At 70.2% G+C, this 17,090-nt stretch carries 17 protein-coding genes; all 17 read right to left on the bottom strand.

The features are described 5' to 3' along the window. Positions 1-200: 200 nt before the first annotated feature. The 17 genes from ACP7BP_RS20575 to ACP7BP_RS20495 all read right to left on the bottom strand — a co-directional run bounded on the left by ACP7BP_RS20575 (position 201) and on the right by ACP7BP_RS20495 (position 17,046). Positions 201-1,673, bottom strand: a complete 1,473-nt coding sequence (locus ACP7BP_RS20575; RefSeq protein WP_426247443.1) for a M28 family metallopeptidase — start codon at positions 1,671-1,673, stop codon at positions 201-203. A 146-nt stretch (positions 1,674-1,819) separates the two neighbouring features. Beyond that, positions 1,820-2,383, bottom strand: coding sequence for a hypothetical protein (locus tag ACP7BP_RS20570; protein ID WP_426247441.1), 564 nt, complete (start codon positions 2,381-2,383; stop codon positions 1,820-1,822). 93 nt (positions 2,384-2,476) lie between these two features. Further along, positions 2,477-3,502 carry a 4-hydroxy-2-oxovalerate aldolase gene (dmpG, locus tag ACP7BP_RS20565; RefSeq protein ID WP_426247440.1) on the bottom strand — a complete coding sequence of 342 codons (1,026 nt, stop codon included), beginning with the start codon at positions 3,500-3,502 and terminating at the stop codon, positions 2,477-2,479. Continuing rightward, positions 3,499-4,437, bottom strand: a complete 939-nt coding sequence (locus ACP7BP_RS20560; RefSeq protein ID WP_426247438.1) for an acetaldehyde dehydrogenase (acetylating) — start codon at positions 4,435-4,437, stop codon at positions 3,499-3,501. Before ACP7BP_RS20560 ends, dmpG begins: the two co-directional genes overlap by 4 nt. Next, positions 4,434-5,267 (bottom strand): 2-keto-4-pentenoate hydratase, encoded by an 834-nt coding sequence (locus tag ACP7BP_RS20555; protein WP_426247436.1) that lies wholly within the window; start codon positions 5,265-5,267, stop codon positions 4,434-4,436. The genes ACP7BP_RS20560 and ACP7BP_RS20555 overlap by 4 nt, the downstream gene beginning before the upstream one ends. A gap of 37 nt (positions 5,268-5,304) precedes the next feature. Beyond that, positions 5,305-6,075 carry an IclR family transcriptional regulator gene (locus tag ACP7BP_RS20550; RefSeq protein ID WP_426247434.1) on the bottom strand — a complete coding sequence of 257 codons (771 nt, stop codon included), beginning with the start codon at positions 6,073-6,075 and terminating at the stop codon, positions 5,305-5,307. A 78-nt stretch (positions 6,076-6,153) separates the two neighbouring features. Next, positions 6,154-6,852 (bottom strand): class II aldolase/adducin family protein, encoded by a 699-nt coding sequence (locus tag ACP7BP_RS20545; protein WP_426247433.1) that lies wholly within the window; start codon positions 6,850-6,852, stop codon positions 6,154-6,156. Beyond that, on the bottom strand, positions 6,833-8,551 hold the full coding sequence (locus ACP7BP_RS20540; protein ID WP_426247431.1) for a bifunctional 3-(3-hydroxy-phenyl)propionate/3-hydroxycinnamic acid hydroxylase: 1,719 nt from the start codon (positions 8,549-8,551) through the stop codon (positions 6,833-6,835). Before ACP7BP_RS20540 ends, ACP7BP_RS20545 begins: the two co-directional genes overlap by 20 nt. A gap of 129 nt (positions 8,552-8,680) precedes the next feature. Further along, positions 8,681-9,172 (bottom strand): VOC family protein, encoded by a 492-nt coding sequence (locus ACP7BP_RS20535; protein ID WP_426247429.1) that lies wholly within the window; start codon positions 9,170-9,172, stop codon positions 8,681-8,683. Then, entirely contained in the window at positions 9,169-9,882 is a 714-nt protein-coding gene (locus ACP7BP_RS20530) for a dienelactone hydrolase family protein (protein ID WP_426247427.1), read from the bottom strand. Before ACP7BP_RS20530 ends, ACP7BP_RS20535 begins: the two co-directional genes overlap by 4 nt. Before the next feature lie 347 nt (positions 9,883-10,229). Beyond that, on the bottom strand, positions 10,230-11,018 hold the full coding sequence (locus tag ACP7BP_RS20525; RefSeq protein WP_426247425.1) for an IclR family transcriptional regulator: 789 nt from the start codon (positions 11,016-11,018) through the stop codon (positions 10,230-10,232). A gap of 78 nt (positions 11,019-11,096) precedes the next feature. After that, positions 11,097-12,083 carry a hypothetical protein gene (locus tag ACP7BP_RS20520; RefSeq protein WP_426247424.1) on the bottom strand — a complete coding sequence of 329 codons (987 nt, stop codon included), beginning with the start codon at positions 12,081-12,083 and terminating at the stop codon, positions 11,097-11,099. Then, positions 12,080-13,201, bottom strand: a complete 1,122-nt coding sequence (locus ACP7BP_RS20515; protein WP_426247422.1) for a hypothetical protein — start codon at positions 13,199-13,201, stop codon at positions 12,080-12,082. The genes ACP7BP_RS20520 and ACP7BP_RS20515 overlap by 4 nt, the downstream gene beginning before the upstream one ends. 28 nt (positions 13,202-13,229) lie before the next feature. Next, on the bottom strand, positions 13,230-14,180 hold the full coding sequence (locus tag ACP7BP_RS20510) for an amidohydrolase family protein (protein WP_426247420.1): 951 nt from the start codon (positions 14,178-14,180) through the stop codon (positions 13,230-13,232). 10 nt (positions 14,181-14,190) lie between these two features. Further along, entirely contained in the window at positions 14,191-15,018 is an 828-nt protein-coding gene (locus ACP7BP_RS20505; protein ID WP_426247419.1) for an alpha/beta fold hydrolase, read from the bottom strand. Between the two features lie 13 nt (positions 15,019-15,031). Then, positions 15,032-15,979 (bottom strand): ABC transporter substrate-binding protein, encoded by a 948-nt coding sequence (locus ACP7BP_RS20500; RefSeq protein ID WP_426247417.1) that lies wholly within the window; start codon positions 15,977-15,979, stop codon positions 15,032-15,034. Next, positions 15,976-17,046 carry a hypothetical protein gene (locus ACP7BP_RS20495; RefSeq protein ID WP_426247415.1) on the bottom strand — a complete coding sequence of 357 codons (1,071 nt, stop codon included), beginning with the start codon at positions 17,044-17,046 and terminating at the stop codon, positions 15,976-15,978. The genes ACP7BP_RS20500 and ACP7BP_RS20495 overlap by 4 nt, the downstream gene beginning before the upstream one ends. Between the last annotated feature and the right edge of the window lie 44 nt (positions 17,047-17,090).

Below are 17,090 nucleotides of genomic sequence, written 5' to 3'. Positions count from 1 at the left end.
TGGTCCGGCGCCCGACACGTCGTACGACGCGGTCGTGGGCCGGAGCCCGAGATGCGTGCCCTGCGACCTGGAACAGGTCAACCGGGCCGCGAGAGCGGCCGGGTCAGGGGTGTCGACGTGCACCCAGCATATAGGTAGTCCGGCCACGCGTGGGCACGACCCGGGCGGCGCCCTGCCGCCCGGGCCGTTCCAACCGAGGATCAGCGCCGGACTCCCGTCAGGGTCGGGGTCGGCGCCGACCGTGCTCCGGCCTTCCGCAGGGTCACCAGTCGGCGTTCGGACACGGTGCCGTTCACCTCGCGCGTGGACGTCGCGTAGCTGCCGACCGACCAGGCGATCGCGTCGATGTTGCGGTCGAACGCGCGACGGTCGACGTTGCCCAGGTTGTCGCAGGCGGCGTGGTAGCAGGGGTCGTAGGCGATCCCCGCCGTGCCGCCCCAGAGTGCCGCCTGCTCGGCCGTCTTGATGCCCTCGGCACCGGTGAACAGGCCGCCCGCCGGGATGCCGACGGCGATGAAGCCGCCGTAGTCGGAGCGGCCCGTGAAGTCGGTGCCCTGGGTCGGCACACCCAGCCGGTCCTCGATGAACGAGGCGAGTGTCTCCTCGATCTGCGCGGAGCCGTACGGCCCCGGACCAGCACCGACCGCGTCGGAGTCGTCGCCGTCGTACACGAAGTAGGCGGCGTTGGGCGAGCCGATCATGTCGAAGTTCAGGTAGAGCGCGATGTCGAGCTGCTGCTCGAAGCTCAGCGAGTCGACGTAGGCCTGCGACCCGACCAGCCCCAGCTCCTCCGTGCCCCACCAGGCGAACCGCACGGCGTTCTTCACCGTGGCCCTGCCGCCGAGCTCCAGGGCCACCTCGAGCAGGCCGGCCGAGCCGGTGCCGTTGTCGTTGATGCCCGGGCCCGCCTCCACGCTGTCCAGGTGCGCGCCGGCCATCACGACGTTGTCGGTGCGGCCCTTGCGCGTCTGCGCGATGACGTTGCGGCTGGTCATGGTGCGGATCTCCACACTGGGGTCGGCCGTCGCGGTCTGGCCCGACAGCCCCACCAGGGTGTTACCCGTCGCGAAGTCGACGAAGCCCACCGGGATCGTGGCCGGCTCACCGAGGGTGCCGTTGAGCAGGTCGGTGCCGGTCTCCGTGTTGGAGATGATCACGTGGATCGCACCAGCGGCCGCGGCGTTCTGCGCCTTCACGATGAAGTTGCAGGCGCCCCGCCTGATCACCACGATGTCGCCGGTGTAGTCACCGCCGGCGAAGTCGCCGGCCTCGCAGCCCGGGGTGGCGTCCTCGGGGAGCACGACCATCGGGGCCGTCACGCCGCCCGCGGGTGCCGCGATGCTCTCCTGGAGCAACCCGAGCGTGAACGTCTGCGTGCCCACCACGAGGGTGCCGTCGGCCGCGACCCGCTCGTCGTAGGTGAACTCCGGCGTCGTGACCCGGTAGCCGGACCTGCGGAGCAGGCCGGCGACGTACTCCACGCTGGCGTCGTAGCCAGGGGTGCCGGACGCCCGGGTGCCGCCGTTGCGGTCGGCGATCCGCTGGAACGCGACCAGGTGCCGGTTGGCGTCGGCCCCGTCTGCCTTCTTCACCAGCTGGCGAGCGAGGCTGGTCTCGGCCTTCCCGGGATGCTTGTTCGTGTGTGCGGACGCCGAGCTCGGCGTCATAGCCATCACCACGGAGACTGTGGTGGCGAGCGCAACCCCGCACATGAGGCGGGACTTCCTCCAACTGTCCATGTGCTTCCTCCCTCGACGGCAGGGGGCCCGATGCACGCACCTGCCCGTACCGGCACAGTGAGCCGGTCCGCACCGAGACGTCAAGATTCAGGAAGTGAAGCGGCACCCCGCTCAGCCGCGGCCTCCGCGGCCTGCTTCTCGTCGACCCGCCGCCTGACCCGGCCGATCCCCGGCAGCTTGGCGAGCATCAGGTTGAGCTCCCGCGAGACGTCGAGCAGGTCGTGCAGGTCGGGGGCGACGCTCGAGAGGCTGTCGAGCACCGGGATCAGGTCGGCCTCGAACTTCACGACGAGCCCCGGCAGGTGGTCGACGAGCGTGACGAGCGCGTCTATCTCGGCCGGGTCGGTGGTCTCGGCGAGACGCTCCAGCGTCGGCTGCAACGCCGTGAGCGGCGGCTCGAGCCGGTCGAGAAGGGCGACCAGGCGGTCCAGGGGAGCGGCGAGGTCGGTCATCACCCGGTCAGCCGCGGCCCTGGTCTCGTCGACGGCGGCCACGACCTCGTCGGCGCGCTGCCGGGTCTCCTCCATGCGTGAGAGCAGCCCGCCGACGTCACGCAGCAGCCGCTCGGCACCGCCGACCAGCTCACCCACCCGGGGCACCAGGGCGGCGAGCTCGAGGGGGTTGGGGATCGACGGCAGTCGCACCCTTCAAATCTAGCCCCGAGGAGCCAGCACGCCAGGCCGGCGACCGACACGTCGTACGACGCGGTCGGGGGCCGGAGCGTGGGGCGGTCGGGCTCAGGCGCCCGACAGGTCGAGGGCGATGTCCACGATCATGTCCTCCTGGCCTCCGACCAGACGGCGCCTGCCCACCTCGGTGAGGATTGTGCGGACGTCGAGGCCGTAGCGCTCGGCGGCGACCTCGGCGTGCCGGAGGAAGGAGGAGTAGACGCCCGCGTAGCCGAGGGTCAGGGTCTCCCGATCCACCCGCACCGGTCGGTCCTGGAGCGGGCGCACCAGGTCGTCGGCAGCGTCCTGCAGGCGGAACAGGTCGCAGCCGTGCTTCCAGCCGAGGAGGTCCGCGACGCCGACGAACGCCTCGATCGGGGTGTTCCCAGCGCCCGCCCCGTGGCCGGCCAGCGACGCGTCGACCCGGGTGGCGCCCTCCTCGACCGCGACCACGGAGTTGGCCACCGACAGCGACAGGTTCTCGTGAGCGTGGATGCCGATCTCGGTCGTGCCCGAGAGCACGTCGCGATACGCGCGCACGCGCTCCCGGACGCCGTCCAGCGTGAGCCGCCCACCGGAGTCGGTGACGTAGACGCAGTGCGCGCCGTAGGACTCCATGAGGGCGGCCTGCCGGGCCAGCTCGGTGGCCGGCGCCATGTGACTCATCATGAGGAAGCCCGAGACGTCCATCCCCAGCTCGCGGGCGGTCTCGATGTGCTGCGCGGCGATGTCGGCCTCGGTGCAGTGGGTCGCCACCCGCACGGAGGCGACGCCGAGCGCGGCCGCCTGCCGCAGCTCGGCGATCGTGCCGATCCCGGGCAGCAGCAGCGTCGTCAGTCGCGCCGTCCGGAGCTGTGAGGCGGCGGCCTCGATCCACGCCCAGTCGGTGTGGCTGCCCGGCCCGTAGGTGAGCGAGCCGCCGGCGAGGCCGTCGCCGTGAGCCACCTCGACGGCGTCCACCCCAGCTGCCTCGAGCGCCGCGGAGATCGTGCCGACGTCGTCGGTGCTGATGCGGTGTCGCACGGCGTGCATGCCGTCACGGAGCGTCACGTCCTGCACGAACACCCGGGGCGCCTCGTCTCTGGTCCCGTTCATGCGCGCACCGCCTCGTCCAGCTGCGTCGCCAGCTGCTCGCCGACCTGGAGGGCTGCGCTGGTCATGATGTCGAGATTGCCCGCGTACGACGGGAGGTAGTGGGCGGCGCCCTCGACCTCCAGGAACGCCGTGACCTGATGGGTCACTGGAGTCTGGGTCAGGGTGTGCACGGGCTGGTCGGCCGGCACGGGCACGACCTGCACCTGCTGCTTGAGGCGGTAGCCCGGGACGTACCTGGCCACCGCGGCGACCATCTCGACCACCGAGCGCTTCACCTCCTCGGCGTCGACGTCGCCGACCAGGGCGAGCACCGTGTCGCGCATGATCAGCGGCGGCTCGGCCGGGTTCAGCACGATCACCGCCTTGCCCCGCGCGGCGCCGCCGACCGTCTCGATCGCGCGTGCGGTCGTCTCGGTGAACTCGTCGATGTTGGCCCGGGTGCCGGGACCCGCCGATCTCGAGGCGATCGACGCCACGATCTCGGCGTAGGCGACCGGCGTGACGCGCGAGATCGCAGCGACGATCGGGATCGTGGCCTGGCCGCCGCAGGTGACCATGTTGACGTGGTCGGCCTGCAGGTGGTCGCCGAGGTTCACCGCCGGGACGACGTACGGGCTGGTCGCGGCGGGGGTCAGGTCGATCAGCTTCTTGCCGTACGGCGCCAGCGCGGCCGTGTTGGCGCGGTGCGCTCCCGCGGAGGTCGCGTCGAAGACGATGTCGATCTCCTCGAAGCCCGGAAGCGCGATCAGGCCCGCCACGCCGTCGGAGGTCGTGGGCACGCCGAGTCGCGCGGCGCGGGCCAGCCCGTCGGAGAGCGGGTCGATGCCGACCAGCGCACCCATCCGCAGGCGCTCGGAGACCCTCAGGACCTTGATCATCAGGTCGGTGCCGATGTTGCCCGAGCCGATGATCGCCACGTTGCGTCGCTTGCTCATGCCGGTCTCCCTCCGGGGGACTCGCTGTCGGAGAAGGTGGTGTGGACCTCGCCCAGCCCGCTGATCCGCGCCGTGACCACGGCGCCGGAGGACACCGGCACCATCGGACCCAGCGCCCCGGAGAGCACGACCTGCCCCGCCAGCAACGGGTCGCCGAGCTCGCGCAGCGTCCGGGCCAGCCAGGTCAGGGCGAGCAGCGGATCGCCCAGGCATGCCGTGCCGTCGCCGGTCGACACGACGGAGCCGTCGACCTCCAGCTCCATGCGGGCCTCGATCGGAGTGAACGCGTCGAGGCCGACCCGGCGGTCGCCGAGCACGTAGAGCCCGCTCGACGCGTTGTCCGCCACCGTGTCGCCGAAGGTGATGTCCCAGCCCTCGACCCGGCTGTCGACGATCTCGAGGGCGGCCATCGCATAGGCGACGGCGCCCCGCACCTGGTCCAGGGCCAGGTCGCCGTCGGCCAGGTCCTCGCCGAGCACGAACGCCACCTCCGCCTCGACCTTGGGCTGGAGCAGCCGCTCGGTCGGCACGGGTCCGGCCGAGACGTCCATGTCGTCGAAGAGCACGCCGAAGTCCGGGCGATCGACACCCAGCTGTGCCTGCACCGCAGGCGAGGTGAGCCCGATCTTGCGGCCGACCACTCGAGCGCCGGTCGCGAGCCGGTACTCGGTCAGCCAGCCCTGGACCGCGTAGGCGGCGGCTACGTCGTCAGCGCCGATGAGGTCACGGACGGGAGCGCACGGACGCCGGTCCCTCGCGGCATGGAGCAGCCGCCGGGCGGCGGCTCTGACCGCTTCGGACGAGTGGGGACTGAGGATGGTGTCGCTCACCCGGCAACCCTGGACGACGGCCGCACGCCACCGCCACTCATCGGTTCCGCTCCGCGGAACTCCAGCCGGAACCAGCAAGCGCGCGACCGATCCCGTCGGCCACGGAGACGACGAGGTCACGCTGCCGTACGGCGTGGAACCGGGTGATCGGGCCCGAGACGCTGACGGCGGCGACGACGGAGCCGGACCCTTCGCGCACCGGTGCGCCCACGCAGGTCAGGCCGGGCGCGCTCTCCTCGAACTCGAAGGCCGCTCCCGTGGCCCGGACCTGCTCCAGCTCACGCTCGAGCAGCCCGGGCGCCACGACTGTGCGTGGCGTGTGCCGGGCCAGCGGCCCACCCAGCACCCGCGCTCGCACCTCGGCCGGCGCATGGGCCAGCAGCACCTTGCCGATGGCAGTGACGTGCAGGGGCATCCGTCCGCCGAGCCGCGACGGTGCGGCCACCGCCCGGTGCCCGACGGTCTTGGACAGGTAGACCACCTCGTCGCCATCGCGGATGCCGAAGTGCACGGTCTCGCGGAGCTGCCCGTAGAGCTCCTCGAGGTACGGCGTCGCCAGCTCGAGCAGACCGCGGCCGGTGGCGGCTCGCATGCCGATCTCGAAGATCCGGCCACTGAGCCGATAGCCCTCGTCGTGCCGCTCGAGGAGACCTGCACTCACCATGTCGGCGGCGACGCGGTGCAGGGTTGCCTTGGCGAGCTCGGTGCGGCCGCGGAGCTCGGTGAACGTGAGCACGTGATCGTCGGGGCCGTAGGCGGTCAGTACCCGCATGGCCTTGGGCAGCACTCCCGCACGGTCACCCGTCATCGGTCCTCCTTTCCGACAGCTGTGGCGGCGCCGTCGCCCCGGGCGGCCGACCGGCCACGGGTGGACGAACAGGCCGATCTAAGTGGCCGAGCTGCTGCCCTGGACGCGACGGAGCAGGTACGCCCAGGCGGCCTCGATGTTGCTGCGCGTGAAGTGCTGGTCGCGCTTGCGGATGGCCTCGTCGTCACTGGAGTAGCTGAAGTCCGGGGTCGCCGCTGCGGTCAGCAGCTGCAACCGGGCCGCGCGTTCCAGCATCACGGCCGTCACCACCGCCTCGGCGACGTCCGCCCCCACCGTGACCATGCCGTGGTGCGCGAGCAGTATCGCGGGGCGATCCTCGAGTGCCTCGGCGACGGCCCGGCCCTGCTCGGGCGTGGTGATGAGCTCGCCCGATCCGTAGCGGGCCAGCCGGTCGGGGACGAACAGCGTCGCGTCGTGCGAGATCGGACGCATGGGCATGCCCGTCGCCCCGAAGGCCACGACGTGCGGCCAGTGCGTGTGCACGACTGCGCCGACGTCCGGGCGCGATCTCATGATCTCGGTGTGGATCGGCGACTCGATGTGCCGAGTGCCACCGCCGGCCAGTGTCGTCCCGGAGTCGTCGACGAGCACGAGCAGGTCGGCCGTCATCTCCTCGAAGCCGAGCCGTGACGACTTCATCCAGGCACCGCGGCCCTCGCTGTCGCGCACCGACGCGTGTCCCCAGATCAGGTCGTCCTGCGCGTACCCGCCCAGGACGCTGCAGGCGGCCAGCAGCTCAGAGTGCTGATCCGTCACGGGAACCAACTCCGTTCACAGAGGGGACCGGGCCCGGTGACCGAGGGACGGCCGGTGCCTCCGGACCACCGTCCTTCTCCCCGCCTGCCGGGGTCGGGACGCGCAGCCAGCGGGCCAGGTCGGCCACGACGGCGTCAGCCTCGCTGGCGACGAACACCGCCGCCACATATCGGTCGGGCTTGACCAGCACGAAGCTTCCTCGAACGCCGGCCATCACCTCGTTGAGAGTGTCCTCGGCGTCGACGATCGCCGGACGCGTTCCTGCCGGCGGTGGCAGGAGGTCCTCCCAGACGACGTCGATCTCACGCAGTGCAGGCAGGCCGTGGCCCGCGGCGATCGCGGCCACGTGATCCCAGTCGCTGCCGTCGACGTCGACTCCGAGGAGCGCGAAGCCGCTGCCCAGGACGTCGTCCAGCCGGCGCGGGCGCAGGCTCGGGCTCGGCAGCACCCACGGCTGGGGCAACAGCGACCCGACCAGGGGCCGATCGTCGCGGGCGCCGCGACTCACGACACCCTTCGCGTGGACGGTCTTCGGCCGATAGCGCATCTCGCCCAGATAGCGCCGCCCCGCCGGCGCGAGCAGCATGGCTCTGACGACGGCGTCGCGGACCAGCGCTCGCCACCGACTGGTCGTCATCACGACGCGACCGAGCCTCTCGGAGAACTCGACGGTGTCCTTGGCATGCTGTCGTCGTTCGAGCTGGTAGGTGGCGAGCACGTCCGGTGCCAGGTCGCCATGCCAGACCATGGCGAGCTTCCAGGCCAGGTTCGCCGCGTCGCGCACCCCCGAGTTGAGGCCCTGGCCAGCGAACGGCGGCATCATGTGCGCGGCATCGCCCAGCAGGAAGCAGTGCCCGGACCGCCACTGCTCGGCGACGATGGCATGGAACCGGTACACGACGCTGCGCTCGATCTGATCGTCCGTGATCGCCCGGTGCGGGGCCAGGAGGTCCGCCACCAGGTCCGAGCTCGGAGGCTCACTCGGCACGCCTTCGCCGGGCTTCAGCCGGAACTCGTAGCGGCACCTCCCGTCCCGGCCGGGGACGATGACCGCAGGGCGCCTGGGGTTGCCGTGATGCATGCCGTAGCGCTCGCGGTGGTGGTCGTCGAGCACATCCACGACCAGCCAGGTCTGCTCGTGAGAGCGACCGGACATCTCGATGCCGAGGACCTGACGGACCGTGCTGCGGCCGCCGTCGCAGGCGGCGACCCAGCTCACCTCGGTCTCCTCGAGCCGGCCCGTGGCCAGGTCGCGCAGCTGGGCCGTCACGCCTGCTGCGTGGTCGGTGAGACCGACCACCTCGGTCGCGAACCGCACGTGGGTGCCCCGTTGGGCCAGCTGGCCGGCGAGCACGTTCTCGAGCTCGGGCTGGGCGAACTGGTTCTTGAACGCGTACCCGAGCTGGTACGGCCGTCCACCCCGCGCCTGGAACAGCACGCGGTCGTGTCGGTCGTAGTAGCGGGTCCCGGTGCCCGGCACGACCACCTGCTCGATCTGCTCGGACAGACCGGCCGACTGATACACGCGCAGTGACTCGGCATCGAGACTGATCGCCTTCGCCTCGTCGCTCGTCGAGGCATTGCGCTCGACGATGATGACGGAGACGCCCTGAGCCACCAACAGGTTCGCGATGGTGAGCCCCACGGGTCCGGCACCGACGACAAGGACCGGCTCGGATGGCCGACTGGCGTTCGACAAGTGCGTTCCTCACGTTCCCTTGTTGCGGCGATGGCGGCTCGACACAAGGCCCGCACCAGCTGAATCGGACTGACCTCCCACAGCGCCGGCGCACGAGGCGCCGAGTGCCTGGGATCGGATCGGAGTGGCTCAGACGACCGGCTGGTAGGCAGGGCCGCCGTCGTCCAACAGGCGGGCTGCTTCGGCATAGACCCCCTCGGGGTCCTGATCGAGGTTCAAGGTCTTGCGGAACGGCTGCCGCACGTCGCGCTCGATGCGCAGGTAGACCTCGTTCCGATTGCCCTCCGGGTCGAAGAAGTAGATCCCGAAGGCGTTGCCGTGCGTCACCTCCTGCTGCACCGGGACGCCTTCGTCGATGAACCGGAAGTGGAACTCCCGAAGAGCATCCAGGGATTCCACGCGCCACGAGATCTGGTGGGTGAGCTTCACGTCCTCGGGGGCGTTCCTCCCCCGCTGCAGCACGAACTCGTGGTGCTCGTCCTCCGGTCGGGCGCTGAAGAAGACGATGCCCATGTCCGCGTCCTCGTCTGTGACGGTGAGCCCGAGGACGCGCTCGTAGAAGTCCCGCATCCGATCGAGGTCGTCGACCCACAGACCAGTGTGTCCAAGCCCGGTGATCATCGTTGGAGCTCCTCTTCGTGGTCGGGCAGCGTCGTCGCGAACAGGTCCATGGCCATCCCCCAGGCCTGTTGGGCGGCCTCAGGGCGGTACATCTGCGGACGGGCGTCGCAGTGGAATGCGTGGCCCGCGCCGGGGAAGATCTCGATCCGCACGTCCTTGTCGTGCTCAGCGGCCGCGGTGCGGATCGCCTCCAGGTCAGCCTCGGGGATCGTGGGATCGGCGTCGCCGACCAGGAACAGCAGCGGCCCGCCCAGCCCGGCGATGCGATCGAGGACCGAGTGCGGCCCCGAGGCCGCGCCGGGACCGTAGAAGACGGCAGTGGCGGCCAGCTCTGGGAGCGCCGTCGCAGCGGTGAAGGCAGCACGGCCGCCGAAGCAGAACCCCATCAGCGCGATGCGGTCACGACCGATGCCGTCGGCGGTCGTCAGGTGGTCGCACGCAGCGGTCACGTCGGCAGTGACCTGGTCCCGGCCCAGAGCCCCGATCAGCGGCATCGCGGTCGCGTGGTCCGCGTAGTCCACGGTCTCCGTGCCCGTGCGGTGGAACAGGTCCGGCGCAATGGCCACGAAACCCCGGGCTGCGGCGCGATCCGTGACGTCCTGGATGTGGGCGTTGACCCCGAAGGCCTCCTGCAGGACCACGATCGCGCGACGCGGCCGGGAGTCGGCGGGCTCCGCCCGGTAGACCCGCATCATCCCGTCGGGGGTCACCACCTGGTGCCACGAGGATTCGATAGGAACGCTGGATTCCACGACGAGTTCTCCCTTTGCTCAGTGCCGTCAGGGTGTCGCTGTGCCGGTTCGTCGGTCGGCAGCAGTGGCCGGCCGGACGATGATGCTTGTACTGTATCGCAGGACATAAGACCTGACAATCGCGACCACCGTGAATGCGGCAGCAGCTTCCGACACCTGGCGGACGGCGCCGCGCCGCCCTCCGGCGTCACCCACAAACAGGCAGCACGAAGCTCCCGACCCACCCATGCGGGCGCGTCAGGGCACGCAGACGCCGTCGAGCCGACGGGTGCGGCGACGGCGGTCGATCGGGCGCGGAGCCGGACCTACAGGTCGAGCTCGATCACACGCTCGGTGATCGTGGCCGCGGCGGCGAGGACGCCTTCGGTCATGACCTTGGCCTGCTTGGCATTCACGCGCGTCGACAGCGCCGCGATGCTGACAGCCGCGGACACCGATCCGTCATGGCCGCGGATGGGCGCCGCGATGCCGAGGACGTCCGGGTCCACCTCGCCGCGGGTGAGGGCGTAGCCGTCCCTGCGGATCTGCTCGAGTCGCTCCTCGATCGCCTGGGCGTCGACCAGCGTGCTGGCCGTGAATCGTTGCAGGGGCGCCTCGCTGAGAACCCGCCGGATCTCAGCCTGCGGCAGCCACGCCAGCAGCGCCTCGGCCGCCGCGCCCGCGTTGATCGGAAGCACGTAGCCGCGCTCGTACGACAGCCGGATCGCCCGCGGGGCCTCGACCCGCTCGAGACACACGACGGCGCTCCCGGAGCGCCGAGTGAGGAGAACGGTCTCCTGGACGCTGTCGGCGAGCTCCTGCATGGCCGGCAGCGCCGTCTCCGCAAGCCCGACGCGGCCGCGAGCGACCCGAGCGAGCTGGAAGATCCTCGGCCCGAGCTGGAACCCGCCGTTCGTCTCGGCGATGAACCCGGACTGCACGAGGCTCGACAGGTAGCGGTAGCCGGTCGAGCGCGCGACCCCGATGTGCTCGGAGATCTCCGCTCCGGACCAGACCGGCTTCTCCTCACTGAAGAGCTGGAGCACGACCAAGGCACGGTCGGCCGTCGAGTTGCGCTCGCGGTATCCGCTCGCTTCAGACTTCCGTCCTGACATGTAGGACATCCTACCATCGCTGGTCATGACACCGCCATTCGCGGTCGTGTCCCGTCTCGGCCGCGCTGCGACCCGAGCTCAGAGGTACCCCTTGGCTTCCCAGTAGCGCCGAGCGGCTGGATGGAGCGGGACGTCGAGGGGCGCGTCCGGATGTGTCCCGCACATGCGCTCCAGGGGCAAGGGTCCTGGCCCGTCCCACGGGATGACATCGCGCTGTTCGTCGAGCGCCGCACAGAATCGCTCGATGAAGTCGTCGTCGGCCTCGGCGTGGCAGAACACCGGCCACCCGCTGAAGTCGACGACCTCGACGTCGCGCCCCAGCCCCGGTGCGACCTCGGGCGTGATGGTCATGGTCCGGTACCCCATGGCCCTGAGCCGGTCGAGCGTGTCCTCGCGCAGGGACAGGAAGGTCATGCCCTGCTCCAGCGCCTTGGTGCCCCAGATCGGCCAGGCCTCGTCGAAGATCGCGGTCCGCTCGCCGGTCGCCACCGCTCCGAGGCGGTTCGGCCCGCTGGCCATGCCGGCGTCGTGGAAGATCTGGCTGCCGGCAGACTCGAGATCGGCCAGCGGACAGCCCGCCGCCGCGAGGACGTCGCTCATCACCGCGTGCACGGAGTGGTTCGGCTCCCTCCCCCGCACCGAGATCTTCAGCGGGTGCCGTCCCTCGGCCAGCTCCTCGACGAACTGGAGCCCGCTGTCGGCAGGCACCGCGAACATCAGGAAGTCGAACTGCGGCAGCACCGTGACCGCGCGCACCGGGGCCGGGCGCCGGAAGGCACCAGACCCTCGGTAGGCGAGGGTCAGCAAGGCGGACGGGTTGATGATGGCTAGGTCCGCCTCGCGCTCGACGACCGCATCGATCCCCTCCGGCGTGTCACTCGCCAGGAAGCGTGCGTGCCAACGGTTGTCGCCCTGGGGGCGGATGGAGATCTCGACCTGCGTGCCGAAGCTCGGCCGCTTGCGTCCGCGCACCATCGAGGCGGCCGCCTCGAGCATCAACAGCGAACGGATCGCCGGCGGACTCTCGAAGCGGGCGGCCTCCGGCTGGTCGGGTCGGCCGGTCACTGCTCGATCTCGCCGACGATCGCCTGGTAGTCGGCGAAGATCCGCGGGTCCTCGATCTCGAAGTCGATCGACGTGCCGCCCTCGCGGATGCTCGTGCGGGTCGGGACGATGTCCTTGGTCTCCGGGGTCTTGAAGCCCTGCGCGAAGCCGGCCGGGTTGTCGGAGCTGCCGTACCGGACGGCGACCTGGAGAGCGGCGTCGTCACCGGTGTTGAAGTGCTGGTGGAACCACTGGTCGGGCGGGCAGAACGTCGAGCCCTCGCGCCACTCGACGCGCACGACCTGGTCCTCGTTGCCGTTCTCGTAGGGCCGCAGACCGGCCTGGCTGGGCCACATCAGGCTGTAGCCGTGGGACTTGGCGATCAGCAGCACGGCGCCCGGGGCGTGGTAGTGCGCCTTCTGCCGGCGGCGCGGAGGCCACTCGGCCAGGTGCCCGGCCAGCGTGTTGTCGGCCATCTCGAAGACGGTGATCTTGGAGTTGACGCCCCGGCGCTCGTCGGCGTCGATGGGCAGGTTCAGCACGTCCGGGACGATGTTGGTCCGCAGCGCCGCGACGCCGGTGGTCGCGGTGTGCCGTGCGGACTGGCTGGCGAAGTCGGCGGTGGGCGCGAACCGCGAGGTGAAGTAGTGGTTGTTGTTGAAGACGAAGTCGTGGTCGTGGAAGAGGTCCATGACCATCGGCGCGGTGGTGACACTGGTGTAGACGGCCGGCACCTCGCTGGTGTTCCGCATGACGTACCAGCAGTTCAGCGGGATGCAGAACAACGAGTAGGGCTGCCACGGGATGACCTCGCGGGCGCCGGACTCGCCCGGCGCCCAGATCTCGATCTCGCCGTGGCCCTCGAAGACCATGACGACCTCTTCGAACAGGTGCTTCTGCGGCTTGGTCTCATGGCCCGCGGCGAGGTCGGCGACGTACATGCCGGTGTAGCCCTCCATGCCGAACAGGTCGATGAAGGAGGCGTTGCAGCCGACGGCGTCCCACGGCTTGCGCACGACGTCTCGGACGTTGGACACGCCCCAGGTCTCGAGGATCGGGATCTCCTGCTCGCGCATCCAGCGCTGGTAGGGCGTCGGCGGCGTGAACGGCTTGCTGCGTGGTTCGTTCTCTGCGGTCACTTCTGTGGGTCCCTTCGATCTCGACAGGTCAGATTCCGAGCAGCGTGGCGGCGCTGGTCCCGAGGATGGCCTCGTGCTGCTCGACGTTGATGGGCAGGTCGCGGATGTGCACGAGACGACTCGCGAACTCCTCGCGGGTCTTCGTGTACGGGTAGTCCGTGCCGAACAGCAGGCGGTCAGGACCGAGCGTCTCGACGGCGCAGGTCAGGGCCGGCACGTGGCGCACGGCGGTGTCCCACCACAACCGGTTCAGGCCCGTGTGGGGCGCGTCCTCGGTGGTCAGGCCGTCGGCCAGCCACTTCTGCTCCGCCATCTGGATGTGCCGACTCACTCGGCCGTAGATGAACGGCAGCGTGCCACCGAGGTGCGGCACGATGAAGTTGATCCGGGGGTAGCGCACGACCACCCCGGACAGCAGCAGCCGGATGCCGGCGATGGTGTCCTCGACCATGCCGCCGATGGAGCGCTGCATGCCGAGGTCGTTCTCGCCGAAGCCGGCGAACGCCATGGAGGGATGGATGAAGACGGTGGAGCCACGGGCATCGAGGGCCTCGTAGACGGGCGCGAACCGCGCGTCGTCCAGGTCGTGCTCGAGAACGCTCGTGCCGAGCGTGACGCCGACGCAGTACTCCTCGTCGCCGATGCGGTCCAGCTCGGCCAGGGCGGCGTCGACGTGCGGGAGGGGCAGCACCGCCCAGGTCCGCAGCCGTCCGTTGCTCTCCACCGACGTCTGCAGGTAGGTGTCGTTCGCCTGGTGGGCCAGGGCGACGGCCGTCCCGACGTCAGCGTGGTAGGGCTGCAGGACACCCACGGACAGCAGGCCGATGTCGACGCCGTACGCCTCCATCAGCTCGAACCGCTCGTCGAGAGAGACGCTCTGCTGCGGCGCCGCGCTCAGCTGGGGCAGCCGCCCACCCGCCTTCTCGATGCTGTCCATCAGGCCCGCCGGGAACAGGTGCGAGTGAACGTCGATGATCATCGAAGCGTCCTCAGTGGGTCAGGAAGTCGGTGACGATGCGCGCGTACTCGTCTGCATGCTCGGTCAGCACGAAGTGGCCGCTGCGGTCGCCCCAGATCACCGCGCGCGAGCGCGGGATCATCTTGAGTGCGTCCAGCGCCGTGGAGACCGGGATCATCCCGTCGTCGTTGCCGCAGACGTAGAGCACCTCGGCCTCCAGCCTCGGCAGCACGTCGGACAGGTCCGAGTTGGCGGCGTTGGGGAACTCCTTGCGCGACGCGAGGTGGTCCGGCGCCAGCGCCTTCTCCAGACGGTTGTCGATCACCGACGCCGGGCGGAACTGCTCACGCGGGGTGAAGAACTCGAACATCGTCTGCATGTTCTCGCGGGTCGGGTCCTGCGCGAATCTGATCAGGGACTTGATCCCCGGGCGCGGCGGGCCCGGTTCGTGCGGGCCGAACTCGGAGGACTGGACCACGATCTTGCCCACCCGCTCGGGGTACTCGATGCCGAAGCGCAGGCACCCGGGCGCGAACTGCGACGAGCCGTACTGATGGGCGCGCTCGATGCCGAGCTCGTCCATGAAGTCACGCAGCAGGTCCGCGACGTAGACGTCCAGCGGGACGTCGTTGCGCTTGACGAGCTTCTGCGACTCGCCCCAGCCGGGCAGGTCGAGCAGGATCACCCGGAACGTCTTGCTGAGCTCGTCGATCACGTGCTTGGAGTTGTCCCAGGCGTTGGCGCCGGGGCCACCGCCGTGGGTGCAGATCAGGGCCGGCCCCGTGCCGGCCTCGTTGTAGTGCAGGCTGATGTCGTTGACGGTGACGAACCGGTCGGTCTCTTCCTTGGTCAGAGTCATGTCGTTGCTCCAATCACGCGAATGCGGCAGGTAGGTCGTCGACGAACAGCTCGTCGACCTCGAATCGGTGCGAGACCAGCCCCTGGTCCGCCGCCGTGGTCAGGAAGGTCTCGATCGCCTGGCGGTTGGCCGCCACGCCGTACGGCCACGGGTCGCCGCCGAGCAGCTCGCGCAGCTCGGGCAGCCTGTGCCCGAGCGGAGGCAGCGGCCACTCGGTGGCGGGGTCGGAGGAGGCGATGTCCTTGGCTTCGGAGTACGCCGCGAGCAGGGCCGGGACCAGCGCCGGCTCAGCCTCGGCCAGCTCCTCCTTGATCACCGTCACGTGCAGCAGGGGGAGCAGGCCGTCGGCCCGGTAGTAGTCGCGCTCGGCGGAGACGAGGTCGGGGTAGGCCGGCACCGTGAGCTCGGCGAGCTCCTCCGGCAGTGGCCGGCCGCCCTGCAGCAGGCAGGCGTCGATCTCGCCCGCCCTCATGAGCGCGGCCAGGTCACCGCCACCGACCGTCCTGAGCTCGACGGCGGCGGGCAGGCCACCCTCGAAGCGCTCCGGCTCGACCGTGACCCAGCTCGCCTTCTCAGGCGCGATGCCGTGCATGGTCTCGAGGACGTGCCGCTGCCACACGCACGACGAGATCCAGTACTGCGGCAGCCCGATGGTGCGCCCGGACAGCTGGTCGGGTGAGGTGAGGCCGCTGGCCTTGGACAGGTAGATGCCCGACTGCACGAAACGGCGTCCCGAGGTGAAGACAGGGATGGCTCGCAGCGGCAGACCGAGCTCCCTCGCCTTGGTGAACGCCGCGATCGACATCTCCCCGACGTCGTACTCCATCTGCAGCATGGCGCGGGAGTTCGCGTCGGTGGTCTTGGGGCGGAAGACCTCCAGCTCGACGCCCTCGACCGGGGCGGCGCCGGAGGTGATCGGCTGGGTGAGCCCGGTGGGCATCACGGAGAACGTGATCCTCACCGGAACAGCGCCACGCACTTGGAGGAGTTGAAGACGTAGGTCTCGGCGTAGCCGAGGATCTCCACGTCGCGGCCCTCCATCGCACCGGCCAGGCTGACCCAGTTGCGCATCTCGTGCTGGCCGCTGACCTGCATCTCCTCGGCAGACATGTCGCGCCACGCGGCGAACTTCCCCGAGCGCAGCTCCTCGAGGCGGGCCCGGTCGGCCTCGACGTCTCCCCACAGGTAGCCGTGCATCGGCGTCAGCGACGCGTGCGACCAGCTGGCGGAGCCGATGATGAGGGCGCGGTAAGGGCTGTCGGCCAGGATCTTGGCCACCTGCCGGCCGATGTCGTAGCAGCGCCGCGGCGTCGGCGAGTCGGGAGGCGCGACCTCGACGCCCTCCATCAGTCGCCCGGGCGAGATCGTCGCCTCGGGCGTGGGGACCTTGAGATTCACGCCGTAGCAGCTGACGTGGAAGGGGATGATCGGGTACGGGAACCCCTTGCGGTCCCAGTCCAGGTAGTCGACCGAGTGGCTGAACGCATGCCCCAGGTGGTCCATGTGATGGAGCCGCCAGGCGCAGGCGACGTCGAAGTCGTTGCGCACGAGCTCGTTGGCCAGGTAGGTCCCGACGACCTTGCTGCCCCGGACGGTCGCCTGCAGCGCGGGGTGGGGCAGCGGCTCGGGAGCCAGGCCCTTGCCGACCTTCGGCGCACCCTTCGCGACGTCGGCGAGGTCGAACTCGTCTGCCGCGTAGATGCAGAACGGCGGGAGAACGTCTTCCTTGAAGTTCTCGTACTGGTCGTCGGCGAAGATGACCACGATGTCGGGCTCGAACTCGTCGATGGCCGCACGAGCCTGCCGGGTGGCGCCGAGAGCGACCTCGCGGTGCCGCCGCGCCGCAGCGAGCCCCTCGTCGTCGCCCCACTCCTCGCGCAGCTCCGCCGGCCAGTTGGCCGGGTCGACCAGCTCCGCCGACGTCGTCGGGTCCTGGAGGATCCGACGGAAGTAGACGTTGGCCATGGTCTCGTCGGTCAGACCGGGGTGGGGACCGTGGAACATTCCCAGTCCCATCAGCTCAGCCATCGTTGAACCACCTTGTGTAGTAGGTACGTCGTGGGAGACCGCCG

This window comes from Nocardioides sp. LHG3406-4, assembly GCF_049897745.1.
Taxonomy (GTDB): Bacteria; Actinomycetota; Actinomycetes; order Propionibacteriales; family Nocardioidaceae; genus Nocardioides.
This window is presented reverse-complemented; position numbering and strand designations above follow the sequence as displayed.

Excerpts from the sequence above, each read along its gene's own strand:
- ACP7BP_RS20575 (WP_426247443.1), bottom strand. The coding sequence starts at position 1,673 with ATGGCTATGACGCCGAGCTCGGCGTCCGCACACACGAACAAGCATCCC.
- dmpG (WP_426247440.1), bottom strand. The coding sequence starts at position 3,502 with ATGAACGGGACCAGAGACGAGGCGCCCCGGGTGTTCGTGCAGGACGTG.
- ACP7BP_RS20560 (WP_426247438.1), bottom strand. The coding sequence starts at position 4,437 with ATGAGCAAGCGACGCAACGTGGCGATCATCGGCTCGGGCAACATCGGC.
- ACP7BP_RS20550 (WP_426247434.1), bottom strand. The coding sequence starts at position 6,075 with ATGACGGGTGACCGTGCGGGAGTGCTGCCCAAGGCCATGCGGGTACTG.
- ACP7BP_RS20535 (WP_426247429.1), bottom strand. The coding sequence starts at position 9,172 with ATGATCACCGGGCTTGGACACACTGGTCTGTGGGTCGACGACCTCGAT.
- ACP7BP_RS20525 (WP_426247425.1), bottom strand. The coding sequence starts at position 11,018 with ATGTCAGGACGGAAGTCTGAAGCGAGCGGATACCGCGAGCGCAACTCG.
- ACP7BP_RS20510 (WP_426247420.1), bottom strand. The coding sequence starts at position 14,180 with ATGATCATCGACGTTCACTCGCACCTGTTCCCGGCGGGCCTGATGGAC.
- ACP7BP_RS20505 (WP_426247419.1), bottom strand. The coding sequence starts at position 15,018 with ATGACTCTGACCAAGGAAGAGACCGACCGGTTCGTCACCGTCAACGAC.
- ACP7BP_RS20495 (WP_426247415.1), bottom strand. The coding sequence starts at position 17,046 with ATGGCTGAGCTGATGGGACTGGGAATGTTCCACGGTCCCCACCCCGGT.